Origin of the sequence: Providencia rettgeri, assembly GCF_013702265.1 — a bacterium.
Taxonomy (GTDB): Bacteria; Pseudomonadota; Gammaproteobacteria; order Enterobacterales; family Enterobacteriaceae; genus Providencia; species Providencia zhijiangensis.
Genome location: NZ_CP059348.1, coordinates 1,341,296 through 1,358,819, shown reverse-complemented (window position 1 = coordinate 1,358,819; position 17,524 = coordinate 1,341,296). Strand labels below are relative to the sequence as shown.

Here is a 17,524-nt window from a genome sequence, read left to right as displayed (position 1 = left end):
CTCGATTGTGCTGACATTCTGTTAACGGGATCACATGTTAACTCAGGATGCTGCTCCATGGTAGTTATTGATGCAATCGATAAACTAATCGAATCATTTTTTGCCAAATATCACGCTACTTGAATGAATTTTTATTGATATTTAGGTCAACAAACCTCATTATTCACCAGTCGGTATAAGCCGTCATATCAGAAGGTAAAACAAACTGTATGGAATGGATCGCAGATCCTTCGATTTGGGCGGGTTTAGCTACCCTAATCGTTCTTGAAATCGTTCTTGGTATTGATAACCTCGTTTTTATCGCCATTCTGGCCGATAAACTCCCAGCTAAACTGCGTGATAGAGCTCGTATCACAGGGTTAACGTGTGCCCTGGTAATGCGTATCATTCTATTATTCAGCCTTTCATGGTTGATCACGCTGACCCAACCTATCCTAACTCTATTTGAGCATCCATTTAGCGCCAGAGACCTGATAATGCTTATCGGGGGGATATTCCTCTTGTTTAAAGCCACTATGGAGCTAAATGAGCGGTTAGAAGGAAAGGACGAGCATACCAACAATCAACGTAAAACCTCCAATTTCTGGGCGGTTGTCGCGCAAATTATCGTATTAGATGCGGTGTTCTCATTGGACTCCGTGATCACTGCGGTCGGTATGGTTGACCATATCGGCGTTATGGTTGCAGCGGTGACTATCGCCATGATGTTAATGATCTGGGCAAGTAAACCACTGACTAGCTTCGTTAATGCGCACCCAACCATCGTCATTTTATGTTTAAGCTTCTTGCTGATGATTGGTTTCAGCCTTGTGGCTGAAGGTTTTGGTTACGCCATTCCAAAAGGTTATCTGTATGCGGCAATTGGTTTCTCTATCATGATAGAGATGCTCAACCAGTTTGCGCAGTTTAACCGCCGTAAATTCTTAAAAGGTAGCCGTCCTCTACGTGAACGTACCGCAGAGGCTGTCTTACGTATTTTAAGTGGCAAAACTGAGCGTGGTGAATTAGACGCAAGAACCTCTGATTTAATCTCCGATAATCAATCTGTATTTGACCCACAAGAGCGCTTAATGATTGCTCGTGTATTGGGTATGGCGCAACGCAACGTCGAAAGTATTATGACGTCCCGCCATGACGTAGATTATCTGGATATTAATAAATCCTCATCTGAATTGATTGAGTTGATGGAGAAAAATCCACATTCTCGTTTTGTTGTGGTTGATGAAAGTATCGGCGATGACCCAATCGGTGTGGTGTATGTCTTAGATCTCGTCAAACAGCAACTTAGTGGTGAACAACTGAATTTACGTGCGCTGGTTACTCAGCCACTTATTTTCCCAGAAGGTTTATCACTGTTAAAAGCGTTAGAACAGTTCCGAAAAGCTCATACACACTTTGCTTTCGTTGTGGACGAATTTGGTTCAGTCGAAGGTATCGTGACATTAACCGACGTGATGGAAACTATCGCAGGTAATTTACCGGTTGGCGACGAAGAAAATGACTCCCGCCATGACATTCAAAAATTGGACGATGGTACATGGATTGCCAATGGCTTTATGCCACTGGAAGATTTAATTATGTATATCCCAATGGAGCTGGATGATAAGCGTGAGTATGAAACTATTGCCGGTCTTTTAATGGAACATTTACAACGCGTTCCTGAAGTAGGTGAGCAAGTCGAAATCAATGGCTGTATTTTCCAACCTCTTGAGGTGAATAGCCATCGCGTTAATAAAGTCTTGATTACACCACCTGCACCTGTGGGTGATGGCTACGATTATGTGGATGACTAATCTAGCTTAAGACAATGTGTGATTAAGACAGTGTGTGACTAAAACAATGCGTGACTAAGACAAGTCGCGATTAATACAATCTAAATACCGGCCTTTATCTTAATATTGAGCCGGTATTTTTTTGCCCGTAATGAGGGAAATGCAATCTTACTCAAATGTAACCGCGTTTTTTTAAAGAAAAAATCATTCGCTCATTGAATAATTTAAATAGTTTAATAATTAACTTTTAATGAGAGCATCCATCATGAAGGCGATCACAACTAATCATACTCCGGCGGTTCAACTTCGCCGTATGAGTACGACCGACCCTAAAGGCAATGTCACTGAATTTTCACGTTCGGCTAAAAGCGTCAATAATGACTCTACCCCTATGCCTAAATCTATTTTGAAGACGGCGAACTCGACCAGTGATACCTCTTCCCCTAAAAAGGCTAAACATGTAAGAATCATCACCACGGATCAAAAAACCGTTCATTTGAAAGATATCACTAGCCTAAAGAAAGAGATCAATTCAGGCATACAAGAGATCCGTGCCAATATTAAGGCGATTATGTCGAATAGCGCTCGCTGGAACTCACCCTGTGACCTAAGCTCTCAATTCTACAAATTACAAGATAAAGTCACTGAATATCAAGATAAGTTAAATATTTCCAGTTACAACCATCATAAATCTAAGCAAGTTTCAATTAATGAACTGAATAACAAAATTAATGCGACTGCACCGAGTATTGTTAAAGCTGAAGGAAAACTGGGATACATCAATAAGAAGATGGAAGACGCCAACTCTACACAAGGTGTGAAAAGTAATCTTGAGAAAATAACAGAAAAAAACCAAGCACTGAAGGACAGAATAGAGAACGGTTATACCTAATTATCGCCATTAGTGATTAAAAGACCGCCCACATGTTTATATCCATCTATGGGCGGCTCTTTAATGATGACTAAAGCGCATTCAATAAATCATTTAGTCCTTTATTTTCTTCTTTTTTCAAAAAGCTACCAATAGCTTCTTTAGCTTGAGTTCGTAGCTCATTACGCAGTAATTTTTCCACATCCAATTGATACTGTAAGTTATTCCAACCACCGTAAATACGCAGTGGAATATTCATACTACGCAACTGCTGAACTAAACGAGAGTCACCAGCCCATCCGCCGAGAATATTTACGCCTAAATTAACATCGATGGTTTCTTTTGGAATATTCACGCGCCCTTGCCCTGTAATATTCAGCAGTGAAGACGTTGCTTTAAGGGAGGAAATATTCATATTGCCTTTATTGAGATATCCCGACACGGTGAATAAATCCACTTCGGTAAAGCTGTTGGTATCTGTTGGCATATTGATTTTATTAGTGAAACGGGACACCGATTGTTGGATCAATTGCGGAATATTTAAATCCGCCAACTTAGCGCTGCGTAGTTCAAAATTAACCGGCCCTTGCCACTGATTTTTAACCGCATAATCATCGTAGCCAATACCAGATAATGCGGCATTTAATGAGATAATCCCGCTCAGTTTTTCAGGCATACTAAATGCCTTTAATACCGGAGTAAGATTAATATTATTAAATACAGGTTTTGCCGAAACCTGCGCAGGAATAGCGCTGTAGTTAATGGTGACAGGCAGTGAGAATTGCCCACCGAACGCATTCCCCTCTAACTGAGAAATGGTTAAACGTGGTGTTTGGTTATCACCCTTAATTTTTACCCCGGTCATCGACATACCGCGGTAAATCAGCGTATCCATTGAGACATTAAATTGGGCGGTAAACCCGTTCAGCCCCGTTAAATCATACTTCTGCATGTTGGAACCAGAAATCACTGGTTTGACTCCTACACGCTCATTATTGCTGACGGTATTTTCTGAAGCTGCACTGACTGTATTTGATTTGCCAGGAGCGGGAGCTTGCCCAATTAACGTATCGAGATTCAAAGTAGGCGAGGATAAATTCACCGTTACATCAGGAATATCGGTTAAATTGATACTGATGGTGCCTGATAATTGGCTGTCATTTGCCTGAATGGCGAGATTTTCAAGACTAATCTCCCCTGAGTTAGCTTTTGTATACAGGAAATCTGAGGTGATTTTTCCACTAATACCATTTTCTGGTAAATCAACACCACTGAGTTGGTAATCAAATTGCGTAATTTTTCCACTTACCTGCTGAGATAATTTAGATAAATCGATATCTGATTTAATATCAAAATTAAATTCTTGTTGGTTTTTATTTAAATTACCGCTGAATTTCATCGCAACTTGTTTATCATCACTTTTTTTCAGTGACAGATTAATATTGCGTAGGTTGTATTCATCTTTTGATGTTTGCCAGATAACTAAGCTATTCGTGATATCAATTTTACTGATATCGAGTAACCATTGGCTTTTATCTGTTGTGTCTGTAGGTACTTGGCTGCCGCCGGGGGCAACTGGGGTGTTAACCGTCGCAATGGGTTCACTTTCAGGTGTTTTGCGAATGACTGCGCCATCAATGACAATTTGTTCAACAGATAATCGATGGGAGATTAACGGCCATAAATCCACATCTAAGCGCATATTTTCAGCACTTAAAACAGGCTGGCTGGCGTTAGGTGCTGTGACTGAGACTGGGCCAGTAATGATGCTCAGTGTTGGCCATACATGCCAACGCATATCACCTTTGAAATCAAGTTGGTAACCACTTTTTTTCTCAACTTGTTGAACGAGGTAGCCTCTAAAATCATTCGGATTCACTAACATCACTAAAGCTGTTAGCCCCGCTACTACCACCACAAGTAAAATAATCAGCGTCGTTAAAAACCGTTTCATGCATCCCTCTCTTTTACTTTATTTGTCACATCTTTCGCCTGTCATTCCTTGACGCTAGCGATTGCAGACCTCTTCAAACTCCATAGAAGAGGCCGTTCGCTATCTTGCTGTATTAGTCTTGACTAATACGGCTACCAACAGCACCTTGTTGGTTTTTATACTTTGCATCTTGTCGGCTGTTATAAGGTCTGTCTGCACTGCCTGATAGCGGTTCAAAGCTCAGTGCACCAATCACCATGCCTGGACGTAATGCTAAAGGTAACTTACCTGAGTTATAAAACTCTAACACAATTTGACCACGCCAGCCTGGATCAATCCGGTGGGCTGTGACATGAACCATTAGTCCAAGCCTTGCCAGTGAAGAACGCCCATCTAACCAACCAACTAAATTATCGGGTAGTGTGACGGATTCTAGCGTAACCGCCAGAGCCAATTCACCAGGGTGAAGGAAGAAAGGCTCGTCATCTTTAAGAACAATTTCATCGCTCATCACACGGTCTAATGCCGCATTGACTTCATCTTTTGGTCCACTGAGATCAATAAATGCTGCAGTATGTCCACGAAAAACACGAAATTGGTTCCCAAGACGAACATCCGCAGTCGCTCCGTTGATCCGTTCAATCGGTGGACGTGGGCTAATAACAAGTCGACCTTCATCCATCCACTGAATTATATCGCGGTCACAAAGACGCATGATCACTTTCCCCCTTCATTATTTTATATATTCATGGCAGCTTATCGCTGGTGATATTTGATGCTATCAGTCCTGACAAAATTCACCAATTTTCGCTTTCAAAATATCAATCGCCACACGGTTTTTACCGCCACGAGGTACGATAATATCGGCATATTGCTTCGATGGTTCAATAAATTGTAAGAACATTGGACGAACCGTTTTATTGTACTGCTCAATAACCGAGTCTAATGTTCTTCCTCTTTCATTAACATCACGTTTGATACGGCGCATTAAGCAGATATCCAGCGGTGTATCAACAAAAATAGAGAAATCCATCTCTTCGCGTAAACGCTTATCTGTTAATAATAGGATACCTTCAATAATAATGACCTTTTTGGGTTTAAAACTGACGGTTTGCTGTTTGCGAGTATGAGCGACATAGTCATACTGAGGAATTTCGACGGCTTGACCACTTTTCAGTGCTTTGAGATGTTCATAAAGTAAACTGTGATCCATTGAATTTGGATGGTCGTAATTCACTTTGAGTCGTTCTTCCATTGGAATATCTGTTTGATCTTTATAGTAACAGTCTTCTGGAATAACACCGATATTATGATCACCAACCTTTTCTCTTAACTCCCGATATAAGGTGCTTGCAATTAGGCTTTTGCCAGATGCAGAAGCGCCCGATATACCTACAATGGTACAGTGATGCGATGTGTCAGTCATAAAATGGTAACCTGGTTAAAAATTTTAGAAATGAAGTGCATAACATCATAGTGTTATGGTTGGCGGGAATTATAGGGTGTAATGGTGCGCTGTACCAGTCTATCTCGTCAAAGACTGATAAAAAAACGCACCCAATTTTTTATTCTTCAAAGCGCAAGCTTCGCGCTAAGTTTAAAACTGTTTACGCCCTTCCAAAGCCGCAATTCGGTTCTCTATGGAAGGATGCGTTGAAAATACAGAATCACCCTTGTTAAAAATATATGCCGCCTGTCTGTATGCCTGTCCGGTGCTTTCATCATCATAATCATGCTTTTGATGATCCCCTGAAATTTTCTTCAAGGCACTTATCATTGCTTGGTTATCAGAAGTTAAATCCACCGCTGCCGCATCCGCCATATATTCACGGGTACGCGATAAATAAAAATAGAGTACTTTGGTAATGATTGGCAACACGATATTCATCAATAATAAAATGGTTTGTGCTTTATTCGCTGAATTATTGCGGCTGCGTCCTGCTGAGCGAATAAACACTTGAGCAAAAACGTTCGTTACCGTCAAAATAACATTCGCTAAAATCCCCACATACAGCGTTAATTTTGAATCACCATGGATAATATGCCCCACTTCATGGGCCATTACCGCTTGAACTTCTTGGCGATTTAGCGTTTGTAATAAACCACGCGTGACGCCGACTAAAGCATTACGAGAATTCCAGCCAGCCGCAAATGCATTAGGTTCGTCAGTATCTAAAATATACAGGCGCGGTACATAACCTAATGTCGCACTTAAGCTCAGCTCTTCCAAAATATTGAATAGCTGTCTTTCTTCCGGGGTTGAAGCCCCTTCTTGGGTGATTTCCTTCGCATTCATTCCTGCAAGCATCAATTTATGTCCAAAGAAATGAATATAAAGTAAACCTAGAAATGTCAGACCAAGAATAATAAAGGTTGCCACAGGCAGTTGTTGTAATGTCGCAAATGCTATCAGGTTCGAGGTAAAATCCATTCTCTCATCTGGATGGGTTGCGGTATCCGCAAGCAAACCTATCACTAGCATCAACACAATATAACTCAACACAACTAACCGAGTACGGATATTGTTTTTACGTATAACGTTTCTAAAATCCATAATAAAACCCTGCCAATGGCAACATCCATTTAATCGAAATTAATACGGCGAGACTCTTCAGTTTTGATGTCTGCTTCGTCTAAACGCCAATATTCTTTATTAATTTTCAAGCTAGGAATAATGCCAACAATTAATGCAGCAGGCATAGAAGCGATATACGCATTATAAGTTTCTAATGAACGGTTATAACCACGTTTAGCAAAAGAGAGTTTATTTTCAGAAGAGACGATCTCTTCTTGTAAATTTGCCATGATCGCATCAGATTTTAGCTCTGGATACGCTTCAACTGCCACATTGATGGCACCGCTACTAACCATTTTGGACAGCGCATCTTCCGCCTCACGAGCTTTATCCCCCGTCGCATTTTGTGCTTGGCTTCTGAGCTCTGTAATTTTAGTGAAGACTTCTGTTTCATGGCTTAAATATTTTTTGACCGTCGCCAGTAAGCTATCAAAAACTTTACCGCGGCGATCTAATTGAACAGAGATCTCAGTTTCGCTAGAAACGACTGCTTCACGTAATGCAACGATGCGGTTATAAAAATAAATAACAATCAGCACCAATACGACAATAAAAATTAAAAATTTCATAATCACCTTTTAGGCATTCGCCAACGGAATAAAGACTGAATTTTCTATATCGTTAATTTTCAGGCTAGGAAATTCACTTATGCGTCATTCTACGCAGCCTACAACAATAAAGGAACAGTTTGAGAATAAATCAGAACAATCAAAGAATCGGATTTTATGGCAATAAAAAAGGCTACTTAGTCATTACTGACCAAATAGCCTTTATCGATGCCATTTAATTACACGGCGCGGAAAGAGATTTCCGTCGGGATCTTATCCCCTTCCCAATACATCAATGCAGAGATATTAGACGCAATTTCGCGATAGATATCAGCGAACTCGCCTTCAGGGTCGCGCATTACGGTTGGCTGACCACGGTCTAAGTCTTCACGTAATGAAATATGCAGCGGAACCTGACCTAGCAGTTTAGTGTTGTATTTCTCAGCCAATTTTTCTGCACCTCCGGTACCGAAAATAGGCTCCACATGACCACAATTACTACAAATATGTGCGCTCATGTTTTCAACAACACCCAGCACTGGCACGTTCACTTTTTTGAACATGACAATCCCTTTCATCGCATCTACTAAGGCAATATCTTGCGGGGTGGTCACAACCACTGCACCTGTCACTGGAATATTTTGTGACAGAGTCAGTTGGATATCACCCGTTCCCGGTGGCATATCGATAACGAGATAGTCCAGATCTGGCCATAGCGTATCTTGCAGCATCTGCATCAAAGCTTTACTCGCCATTGGACCACGCCATACCATCGCGTTGTCGTCAGTGACTAAGTAACCAATGGAGTTAGTAGCTAAGCCATACGCCATAATCGGTGCCATGTGCTGACCATCTGGAGACGTTGGGCGCTCCAGTGTCGTTCCCAGCATATTCGGAATTGAAGGACCGTAGATATCCGCGTCGAGGATACCGACTTTTGCGCCTTCTTGCGCTAACGCTAACGCTAAGTTCACGGAAGTACTGGATTTACCCACACCACCTTTACCTGAACTCACCGCAAGAATATTACGTACACCGTTGATGCCTGGTAAATCATTGGCACGCTTCAGAGTGGTAATATCGTGGCGTAATTTCCATTCTACGGCGTGAGCACCCGTCAATTGCTTTAACTCAGCTGTTTTTTCGCTGATCAGCGTTTGGAATGGGCCTTTCCAGACAAATGGCATAACTAATTCGACATGCAACACATTGTCCAACAGCGCACAACGATGCAATGCTTTGATTGAAATCAGATTGCGCTTGAGAGTTGGGTGTGTAAATGAAGCCAAAACAGTGGAGACTTGTTCAGTCAGCAGTTCTGGTTTGTTCTGCTCGGGGGATTTATCGTTCATCCCGGCTCCTTTATTTTCTTTTTTGTAACTACACATTTTTGACTACGTTGCATGATAGCAGAGAACGAAAAAAATAGTGACCGCCTAGCGAATGAAAAACCACAAACAGTAAAAATTTGTTTCCACCTAGCGTTTTTTCCTAATAATTGCCGATTAATATTTTATTGCCCTAGCGACATTTTTATTGATCGGTTAACATCAAAGACCCTTTATTAATAATGGAAGTAAGAAAGTTACTATGTCTCAAGTCGCGAATAAATTACTGGTAACCTGTGCGTTACCATATGCTAACGGTTCAATCCATCTCGGTCATATTCTGGAGCACATTCAGGCTGATATTTGGGTCCGTTATCAGCGAATGCGCGGCAAAGAGGTTCATTTCATCTGTGCTGACGACGCGCACGGAACACCGATCATGCTAAAAGCTCAGCAATTATGCATCACGCCTGAAGAAATGATCGCTGCAATGAACCAAGAGCATCAGGACGATTTTGCAGGCTTCCAGATTAGCTACGATAACTACCACTCAACCCATAGCGAAGAGAACAAACAGTTATCTGAACTGATTTACGGCAAATTAAAAAGCAATGGTTTTATTAAAAACAAAACCATTTCACAGCTTTACGACCCAGAAAAAGGCATGTTCCTGCCAGACCGTTTCGTCAAAGGTACTTGCCCGAAATGTAAAGCGGAAGACCAATACGGCGATAACTGTGAAGTTTGTAGCGCAACCTATAGCCCAACTGACCTGATTAACCCACGCTCAGTGGTTTCAGGTGCAACGCCAGTTATCCGTGAAACTGAACACTTTTTCTTTGATTTACCTGCATTTAGCGACATGCTGCAAGCATGGACTCGCTCTGGCGCACTGCAAGAGCAAGTGGCTAACAAAATGCAAGAATGGTTTGAATCTGGCTTACAGCAGTGGGATATCACCCGTGATTCCCCGTATTTCGGCTTTGAAATTCCAGATGCACCGGGTAAATATTTCTACGTTTGGCTGGATGCGCCAATCGGCTATATGGGCTCGTTTAAAAACCTGTGTGACAAACGCAGCGATTTAAACTTTGATGAATTCTGGAATAAAGATTCTAAAGCGGATCTTTACCACTTTATTGGCAAAGATATCGTCTATTTCCACAGCCTATTCTGGCCAGCCATGTTAGAAGGCAGCAACTACCGTAAACCAACCAACCTGTTTGTTCACGGTTATGTCACCGTTAATGGTGCTAAAATGTCTAAGTCTCGCGGCACATTTATTACCGCTCGCGCTTACTTAGACCATTTCGATGCTGACTGCCTACGTTATTACTATGCAGCGAAACTCTCTTCACGCATCGACGATATCGACTTGAATTTAGAAGATTTCGTACAGCGTGTGAACAGCGATATCGTAAACAAAGTGGTGAACTTAGCATCACGTAACGCAGGCTTTATTGCTAAACGTTTTGCAGGAAAATTATCCGCAAACTTAGCCGAGCCAGAGCTATACCAACAATTTGTTGATGCGGCAAAAGTGATCGGTGACGATTTTACTAACCGTGAATACGGCAAAGCTGTGCGTGAAATTATGGCATTAGCGGATATTGCAAACCGCTATGTGGATGAGAAAGCGCCTTGGGTCGTTGCGAAACAAGAAGGTAAAGACCAAGAGCTGCAAGATATCTGCTCGATGGGCATCAACTTATTCCGCATATTAATGACTTACTTGAAACCAATTCTGCCAAGCTTAACTAAGCGCGTGGAAGAGTTCCTGAAAGTTGAATTAACGTGGGATTCCATCAATACGCCATTACTGAACCACGACGTAGCACCATTTAAAGCGCTATTCAACCGTATTGAATTAGCAAAAGCGGAAGCAATGGTCGAAGCGTCAAAGCAAAGTGCTCAGCCAGTTAAACAACTGACCGGCCCTCTGGCGGATGATCCGATTCAAGAGACCATCACATTCGATGATTTCGCGAAAATTGATATGCGCATTGCGCTGATCAAACAAGCAGAATTTGTTGAAGGTTCAGATAAGCTACTGAAATTACAGTTAGATATCGGTGGTGAGACTCGCCAAGTATTCTCTGGCATCCGTAGTGCCTACCCAGATCCAAAAGTCTTGGAAGGTCGTTTAACCGTGATGGTGGCAAACCTTGCCCCACGTAAAATGCGCTTTGGTATCTCTGAAGGTATGGTGATGGCAGCAGGCCCTGGTGGTAAAGATATTTACCTACTGAGCCCAGATAATGGTGCACAGCCGGGTATGCAAGTTAAATAAGTCATTGATTGTCGCTCGAAAAATTGAGCAACAAACTTAGGCCATATCAGTACGAAACGGAGCCATTTTAGTGAGCTCCGTTTTTTTATGGGTTTTTATTTGTGATCTCTGGCACAATTTCCAAGTTAATTGTATGATGAATGCCTGTCGAGTAATAGGACAAGTCCCATGTCATTAAAACAAGTATTGAATACCGGATGGCAATATTTGCGAGCCTTCGCAATACTTTACCTCTGCCTGATCATCGGAAATGTGATTTCCAAACTGCTTCCTTTTTCCATTCCCGGCAGTATTGTCGGTATGTTGCTGTTGTTTGTCTTGCTAGCATTGCAAATAGTCCCTGCTCACTGGGCAAAACCTGGATGTAGTATCCTGCTGAAAAACATGACGATTTTATTCGTTCCCATCGGTGTGGGGATTATGAATTATTATGATTTACTCAGCCAACAGATGATCCCGATTGTCGTCTCCTGCATTGCCAGTACATTAATCGTCATGATTGTTGTCGCAGTCAGCTCAAACTATATCCATAAAGAACGCCCTATCGTAGGTGTAAAGCCTGATGAAGTTCCTCTTCCTCCTGAAGACCCCATTTCTTCAACCATCAATAATGATAAAACCAAGGGGAAAGAGTGATGTTAGAACATATTTGGTGGTCACTGCCATTAACTATCGTTGTTTTCTATTTGGCAAGAGCGCTGTCGATCAAGTGCAAATTGCCCATTCTGAACCCATTATTGCTCACTATCGCGATCATTATTCCGCTACTGATCCTGACGAACACCTCTTATGAGCACTATTTTGCGGGCAGTAAAATACTCAATGATTTATTGCAGCCGGCCGTCGTCGCCCTCGCCTTTCCGCTCTACGAGCAAATGCACCAGATTAGAGCGCAATGGAAATCCCTATTTAGTATCTGTTTTGCTGGCAGTATTGTGGCGATGTTTACGGGCGCGACTATTGCACTGTGGCTAGGGGCAACACCGGATATTGCAGGTTCAATATTACCTAAATCAGTGACAACACCGATAGCCATGGCAGTTGCCGATTCAGTCGGAGGCATCCCAGCAATTAGTGCAGCTTGCGTCCTTTTTGTCGGGATTTTAGGGGCGATGTTCGGTCATAGCCTATTTGATGTTTTACGTATTCGCACCCACGCATCGCGAGGTTTGGCGATGGGTACCGCTTCTCACGCCTTGGGAACAGCGCGTTGCGCGGAAGTTAACTATATTGAAGGGGCTTACAGTTCATTAGCATTAATGACCTGCGGGGTAATCACTTCGTTGATTGCACCTTTTATCTTCCCTGTCATTCTTCACTTATTTAGCTAAACTGAATCAATAAGAGAGGTCATGTATCTCTCTTATGCAAATTTCAGTGTAAAAACTTGAGATACATCTCTCATTTAATGAATTTGTTTCATTGATTGCATTCATGAAGTGATCGTGATCACATCCAAGCCCCCTATTAATTGAATAGAATGAAAACAATTAAATAGGGAGGGTTACTTATGCATTCAAGATTCAAGGCCGCTTGGGCCGAACTTCCAGGAAAGTTACAGTCTGTCCTAAAGCCTATTATGGACAAACCTGATTTCTCAGCCATGTTAACCGCTGAGCAAGTAAAGCAAATTAAAGCTGAGAGTGGATGCACGGACAGCGAACTCGCTTTTTCATTATTACCTTTCGCAGCGGCTTACGCTGTCACACCAATTTCTCGCTTTAATGTAGGCGCAATCGCTTGCGGTATCAATGGTAATCTCTATTTCGGCGCAAATATGGAATTTAACCATGTTTCGATTGGTCAAACTATCCATGCTGAACAATGTGCCATTACCCATGCGTGGTTAAAAGGCGAAAAGCAATTAACCTCCATTACCGTCAACTACACGCCTTGCGGTCACTGCCGACAATTTATGAATGAGCTGCGTGAAGGCGGTAAGATTATGGTGCATTTACCAAAACGCCAAGCAGCTACGCTTCATGAATATTTACCCGATTCATTTGGTCCATCAGACCTGAATATCACCACATTACTGCTTGATAGCGTGGATCATGGTTATCAAAATCAAAGCCGCGATAGACTGCTATCTGCTGCGGTTGAAGCGGCAAACCAATCTCATGCACCCTACAGTGAATCTCATTCTGGTATTGCCGTGCAGTTAAAAGATGGCTCATTGTTTACAGGCCGTTACGCGGAAAACGCTGCGTTTAACCCGAGCTTACCGCCATTACAAGCGGCGCTAATTATGGTGAATTTAGCGGGTAAAGATATTCACACCATCGAACAAGCGGTATTAGTAGAAAAACAAAATGCAACGGTGCAGCAGTGGTGTACTACGGAAAATACCTTGCACGCATTAGGTTGCCAAAAAGTGGAACGTGTTTATTTGGATGAATCCATTTAAATACTATTTCATTTAAACCATTTTTAATTGAAAAAATTAAATATTCAAAATTAAGACGGCGGTTATTGTGAGTTTATTAACTTCAATAACCGCCGTTTTTTATTCAGATAATGTTCATATACTAGAAGATTTTTTGAGAAAATTATTTGATAGCGGTACATCGCTATTACCTCTGCTCGCTAGATACTGATACATCTCCTTTGGGCTTTTATCTTCCCTTAATAGTTTTTTAATCGTAATAAGATCATTTTTTTGTAAACACTCTACTTGCACTGTATCTTGTATTATTTGACATTAAAAATCCTTTTCTATTTAAGATGAATTATTACAAAACCTTTTGATTTTAATAAGATTTTCCTCCACTGATGCATTTGATTCCACTTTATATTTACTTGAATAGAAGCATCAATTTCCGGAATGCGTGAATTAATATCACAAAAGTAATATTCACTTTTTATTTGAACCCAACTACAACGAATAATACTCGTTACTTCATTTTTATTTTCGGACCAATAAACCCTCCTTTTTTTTATATAAGGCTCAATTTCATCCTTCATTAAAATCTTATCTTCCTGTTCAACGAAATATAAATCAAGCTCATCATCATAATAAACACCACTTCTTTTACCAAAAAAATCTTCATTAATTGAATTATCTCTAAACATGTTCATTGACGCTGTATTATCCGTCATTGGTGTCACCGATATGCGTATCTCCTTTTCATTTTGATCTGATTTCATTCTATCGACGGGGTGCATTTCCGGCCATGTCATACGTAAAGGTAATATTGTAAAATTAGCATCACACCCTTTTTTATTTTTGACTGATCTACGGTCAAAATAACTGTACCCCTCATATTCAGCGATAAAATCAACATAATTCCTAGTTACTTCAACAATATTCCCATTAAACCTCCCACAAACAAAACCGGGGCGATTATCTGCCATTGATAGAGTTGAGATTAACAAGATAAATATAGAAAAAATAAATTTTATTTTCATATTTAAATCCCAATTTAGACTGGATATTTATTTTTTATGATAAAAACCTTCATCTACCTTTTTTAGCGTTTTTTCTATCTCAATAACTAAAGGGACTTTTCTCATTCTATTTAACCATCGTTGGCTTTTTTCACGCTTTTCCGCATTTTTGCTTTGTGCTTCTGATTTCATTTTTAGCCATAGATTAATAAACACTTTCGCCTCTTGCTTTCCTTGGTTTCCAGACATTAAATCTAACACTTCACCCCAAAGCTTATCTCTATCCACCTCATTTAAAACATCATAGATATCAGCAAAAAACCAAGCATCATAGGGTATTCCTGATGCTTCATGCCCATTTTCATGAATAACAACAGCTTCATGGAATTTAATATCTTCCGTTCTAGGATTATTATTTCCGTTTAATTCGAACCAATTTTTCAAAAAATTTGCATATGCTAAAGACAATTCGTATTTATATTTCTCTCGTTTTTCTTGTGATAATGGCTGATTATATTCTTCCATAGTCACTCTCATATATTCATGAACAATTAATTTAAACATGCTTTGATTATTATCTTTAGGCTCTATACTTTGAGCTTGAAAGGAGAAAATTAAAAATATAAATACAAGATATTTTTTCATAAACACCACCACTGATTAATTATTTAGGTAAGAAACAAAACCTAAATGAATTAAAAACATGCGGCAATATATGATATATAAAAATATATTTAGCAGGATAAGCATCTAGCGGCCAACCACGCCATTAGCATTAATCCCCCACCTAACAGTTAAATAAATTTAATCTATAACAAAATGACATACTACGTTGAAAAGATTGATATCCTGATAAAAGCATCGGCGAACTTAAATAAGCGTGATCCACTCGTTGTAATGGTAAAACAAATCCCGCCTAAAATTCCCTTCGGTGAATAATTTCCTTATCATATAAACCATAATATTCAGTAAAAAATTTAACTGTTTTGTAGCATTATTTACTGTACATATTTTTTGTTTAGCTTAGGATCTAACCTGACTGTTGCTTACTAATCGTCCGAAGAGTGATATTTCATGGAACATGAACACGAAACAAAACGTCCCCTATACATTCCTTACGCTGGTCCAATCTTACTCGAATTTCCTTTACTGAATAAAGGAAGCGCTTTTACAGAAGAAGAACGCGCTAATTTCAACCTGTATGGTTTACTGCCTGAACAAGTTGAAACTATTGAAGAACAAGTTGAACGTGCTTATCGCCAATTAATTGATTTTAAAACAGATATTGATAAGCATATCTACCTGCGTAATATTCAAGACACCAACGAAACCCTATTTTATCGCCTGATTGATGCACACTTAACCGAAGTGATGCCGCTCATTTACACGCCAACTGTGGGTGAAGCTTGCGAACATTTCTCTGATATCTATCGCCGTGCGCGTGGTTTGTTTATCTCTTATCCAAACCGTGAATACATCGATGACATGCTGCAAAACGCCACTAAACAAAACGTAAAAGTTATCGTTGTGACAGATGGCGAACGTATTCTTGGTTTAGGTGACCAAGGTATCGGTGGTATGGGTATTCCAATCGGTAAACTATCCCTGTACACCGCCTGTGGTGGTATTAGCCCTGCGTATACTTTACCAGTTGTTATTGATGTGGGTACCAACAACCCACAACGCCTGAATGACCCTCTGTACATGGGTTGGCGTCATCCACGTATTACGGGCGAAGAATACGATGAATTCCTTGAAGAATTTATCCAAGCCGTAAAACGCCGCTGGCCAAATGTGCTGCTGCAATTTGAAGACTTTGCACAAAAGAATGCGATGCCATTATTAAATCGCTATCGCGATGAACTTTGCTGCTTTAACGATGATATTCAAGGTACCGCTTCCGTGACTCTGGGTAGCTTAATTGCCGCTAGCCATGCAGCAGGCAGCAAACTGAGCGACCAACGCGTCACATTCTTAGGCGCAGGTTCGGCAGGCTGTGGTATCGCAGAACAAATTATTGCTCAGATGAAATCAGAAGGTTTAAGCGATGAAGAAGCGCGTGCACGCATCTACATGGTTGACCGTTTCGGATTACTGACAGACAAACTGCCAAACTTGCTGGATTTCCAAAGCAAATTGACGCAAAACAGCGCTAACTTGCAAGATTGGGATGTCAACAGTGACTCTATTTCACTGTTAGATGTTGTGCGCAATGCGAAACCAACAGTACTGATTGGTGTTTCTGGTCAAGCGGGTCTATTCACCGAAGAGATCATTAAAGAGATGCACAAGCACTGCCCTCGCCCAATCGTGATGCCATTATCTAACCCGACATCTCGTGTTGAAGCGCGCCCAGAAGATATTATCAACTGGACTGAAGGCCAGGCATTAGTGGCAACAGGTAGCCCATTCCCACCAGTGGCTTATAAAGACAAAGTCTTTGCTATCGCACAATGCAACAACTCCTATATCTTCCCTGGTATTGGTTTAGGCGTGATTGCATCCGGAGCGAAACGTGTGACTGATGGCATGTTGATGGCGGCAAGCCGTGCATTAGCAAGCTGCTCACCACTGGCACAAAAGGGTGAAGGTCCTCTATTACCACTGTTATCTGAGATCCAAGAAGTCTCCCGCGTAATAGCAAAACAAGTGGCTAAAGAAGCGCAAGTTCAAGGCGTGGCGACCATGACATCAGATAGCGCATTAGATGAAGCGATTGAGCACAATTTCTGGAAACCAGAATATCGTGTCTATAAACGCACCTCATTCTAATTAATTGTTTTTAATAAATTAAAGAGCACTTCGGTGCTCTTTTTTTAT

At 40.9% G+C, this 17,524-nt stretch carries 15 protein-coding genes; 7 read left to right on the top strand and 8 right to left on the bottom strand.

Features of this window, described 5'->3' with window-relative positions:
• Nucleotides 1-209 precede the first annotated feature (209 nt).
• Together H0913_RS06140 and H0913_RS06135 are read left to right on the top strand one after the other, a co-directional pair.
• Nucleotides 210-1,793, top strand: coding sequence for a TerC family protein (locus H0913_RS06140; protein ID WP_154604349.1), 1,584 nt, complete (start codon nucleotides 210-212; stop codon nucleotides 1,791-1,793).
• Between the two features lie 244 nt (nucleotides 1,794-2,037).
• Nucleotides 2,038-2,664 carry a hypothetical protein gene (locus H0913_RS06135; RefSeq protein WP_154604350.1) on the top strand — a complete coding sequence of 209 codons (627 nt, stop codon included), beginning with the start codon at nucleotides 2,038-2,040 and terminating at the stop codon, nucleotides 2,662-2,664.
• A 70-nt stretch (nucleotides 2,665-2,734) separates the two neighbouring features.
• On the opposite strand, the gene asmA is transcribed toward H0913_RS06135, so the two are convergent.
• The 6 genes from asmA to apbC form a co-directional block, all read right to left on the bottom strand.
• Nucleotides 2,735-4,597 carry an outer membrane assembly protein AsmA gene (gene asmA, locus H0913_RS06130; RefSeq protein ID WP_181478176.1) on the bottom strand — a complete coding sequence of 621 codons (1,863 nt, stop codon included), beginning with the start codon at nucleotides 4,595-4,597 and terminating at the stop codon, nucleotides 2,735-2,737.
• Nucleotides 4,598-4,709: 112 nt separating this feature from the next.
• Nucleotides 4,710-5,291, bottom strand: a complete 582-nt coding sequence (gene dcd, locus H0913_RS06125; RefSeq protein WP_036949679.1) for a dCTP deaminase — start codon at nucleotides 5,289-5,291, stop codon at nucleotides 4,710-4,712.
• Between the two features lie 66 nt (nucleotides 5,292-5,357).
• A complete protein-coding gene (gene udk, locus H0913_RS06120; protein WP_154604353.1) occupies nucleotides 5,358-6,002 on the bottom strand; it encodes a uridine kinase in 645 nt (214 codons plus the stop codon).
• A 171-nt stretch (nucleotides 6,003-6,173) separates the two neighbouring features.
• The gene (gene htpX, locus H0913_RS06115) at nucleotides 6,174-7,130 is read right to left on the bottom strand and encodes a zinc metalloprotease HtpX (RefSeq protein WP_154604354.1); all 957 of its coding nucleotides are present in this window, start codon (nucleotides 7,128-7,130) and stop codon (nucleotides 6,174-6,176) included.
• A 29-nt stretch (nucleotides 7,131-7,159) separates the two neighbouring features.
• Entirely contained in the window at nucleotides 7,160-7,720 is a 561-nt protein-coding gene (locus H0913_RS06110) for a LemA family protein (RefSeq protein ID WP_006660137.1), read from the bottom strand.
• A 218-nt stretch (nucleotides 7,721-7,938) separates the two neighbouring features.
• Nucleotides 7,939-9,051: an iron-sulfur cluster carrier protein ApbC gene (apbC, locus tag H0913_RS06105; RefSeq protein ID WP_006662269.1), complete on the bottom strand. Its 1,113-nt coding sequence runs from the start codon at nucleotides 9,049-9,051 to the stop codon at nucleotides 7,939-7,941.
• A 238-nt stretch (nucleotides 9,052-9,289) separates the two neighbouring features.
• Between apbC and metG the strand changes: the two genes are divergently transcribed.
• The 4 genes from metG (at nucleotide 9,290) to cdd (ending at nucleotide 13,724) form a co-directional block, all read left to right on the top strand.
• Nucleotides 9,290-11,317 carry a methionine--tRNA ligase gene (gene metG / locus H0913_RS06100; RefSeq protein WP_181478174.1) on the top strand — a complete coding sequence of 676 codons (2,028 nt, stop codon included), beginning with the start codon at nucleotides 9,290-9,292 and terminating at the stop codon, nucleotides 11,315-11,317.
• Between the two features lie 168 nt (nucleotides 11,318-11,485).
• Nucleotides 11,486-11,953 carry a CidA/LrgA family protein gene (locus tag H0913_RS06095; protein ID WP_154638983.1) on the top strand — a complete coding sequence of 156 codons (468 nt, stop codon included), beginning with the start codon at nucleotides 11,486-11,488 and terminating at the stop codon, nucleotides 11,951-11,953.
• Entirely contained in the window at nucleotides 11,953-12,648 is a 696-nt protein-coding gene (locus H0913_RS06090) for a CidB/LrgB family autolysis modulator (protein WP_036949690.1), read from the top strand. Before H0913_RS06095 ends, H0913_RS06090 begins: the two co-directional genes overlap by 1 nt.
• A gap of 179 nt (nucleotides 12,649-12,827) precedes the next feature.
• Nucleotides 12,828-13,724 (top strand): cytidine deaminase, encoded by an 897-nt coding sequence (cdd, locus tag H0913_RS06085; protein WP_154638984.1) that lies wholly within the window; start codon nucleotides 12,828-12,830, stop codon nucleotides 13,722-13,724.
• Between the two features lie 308 nt (nucleotides 13,725-14,032).
• Here the strand turns inward: cdd and H0913_RS06080 are convergent, their stop codons facing one another.
• Nucleotides 14,033-14,725 carry a hypothetical protein gene (locus H0913_RS06080; protein ID WP_181478173.1) on the bottom strand — a complete coding sequence of 231 codons (693 nt, stop codon included), beginning with the start codon at nucleotides 14,723-14,725 and terminating at the stop codon, nucleotides 14,033-14,035.
• A gap of 27 nt (nucleotides 14,726-14,752) precedes the next feature.
• Nucleotides 14,753-15,349, bottom strand: a complete 597-nt coding sequence (locus tag H0913_RS06075; protein WP_154604359.1) for a hypothetical protein — start codon at nucleotides 15,347-15,349, stop codon at nucleotides 14,753-14,755.
• Nucleotides 15,350-15,778: 429 nt separating this feature from the next.
• Between H0913_RS06075 and H0913_RS06070 the strand changes: the two genes are divergently transcribed.
• Entirely contained in the window at nucleotides 15,779-17,476 is a 1,698-nt protein-coding gene (locus H0913_RS06070) for an NAD-dependent malic enzyme (RefSeq protein WP_154604360.1), read from the top strand.
• Nucleotides 17,477-17,524 lie beyond the last annotated feature (48 nt).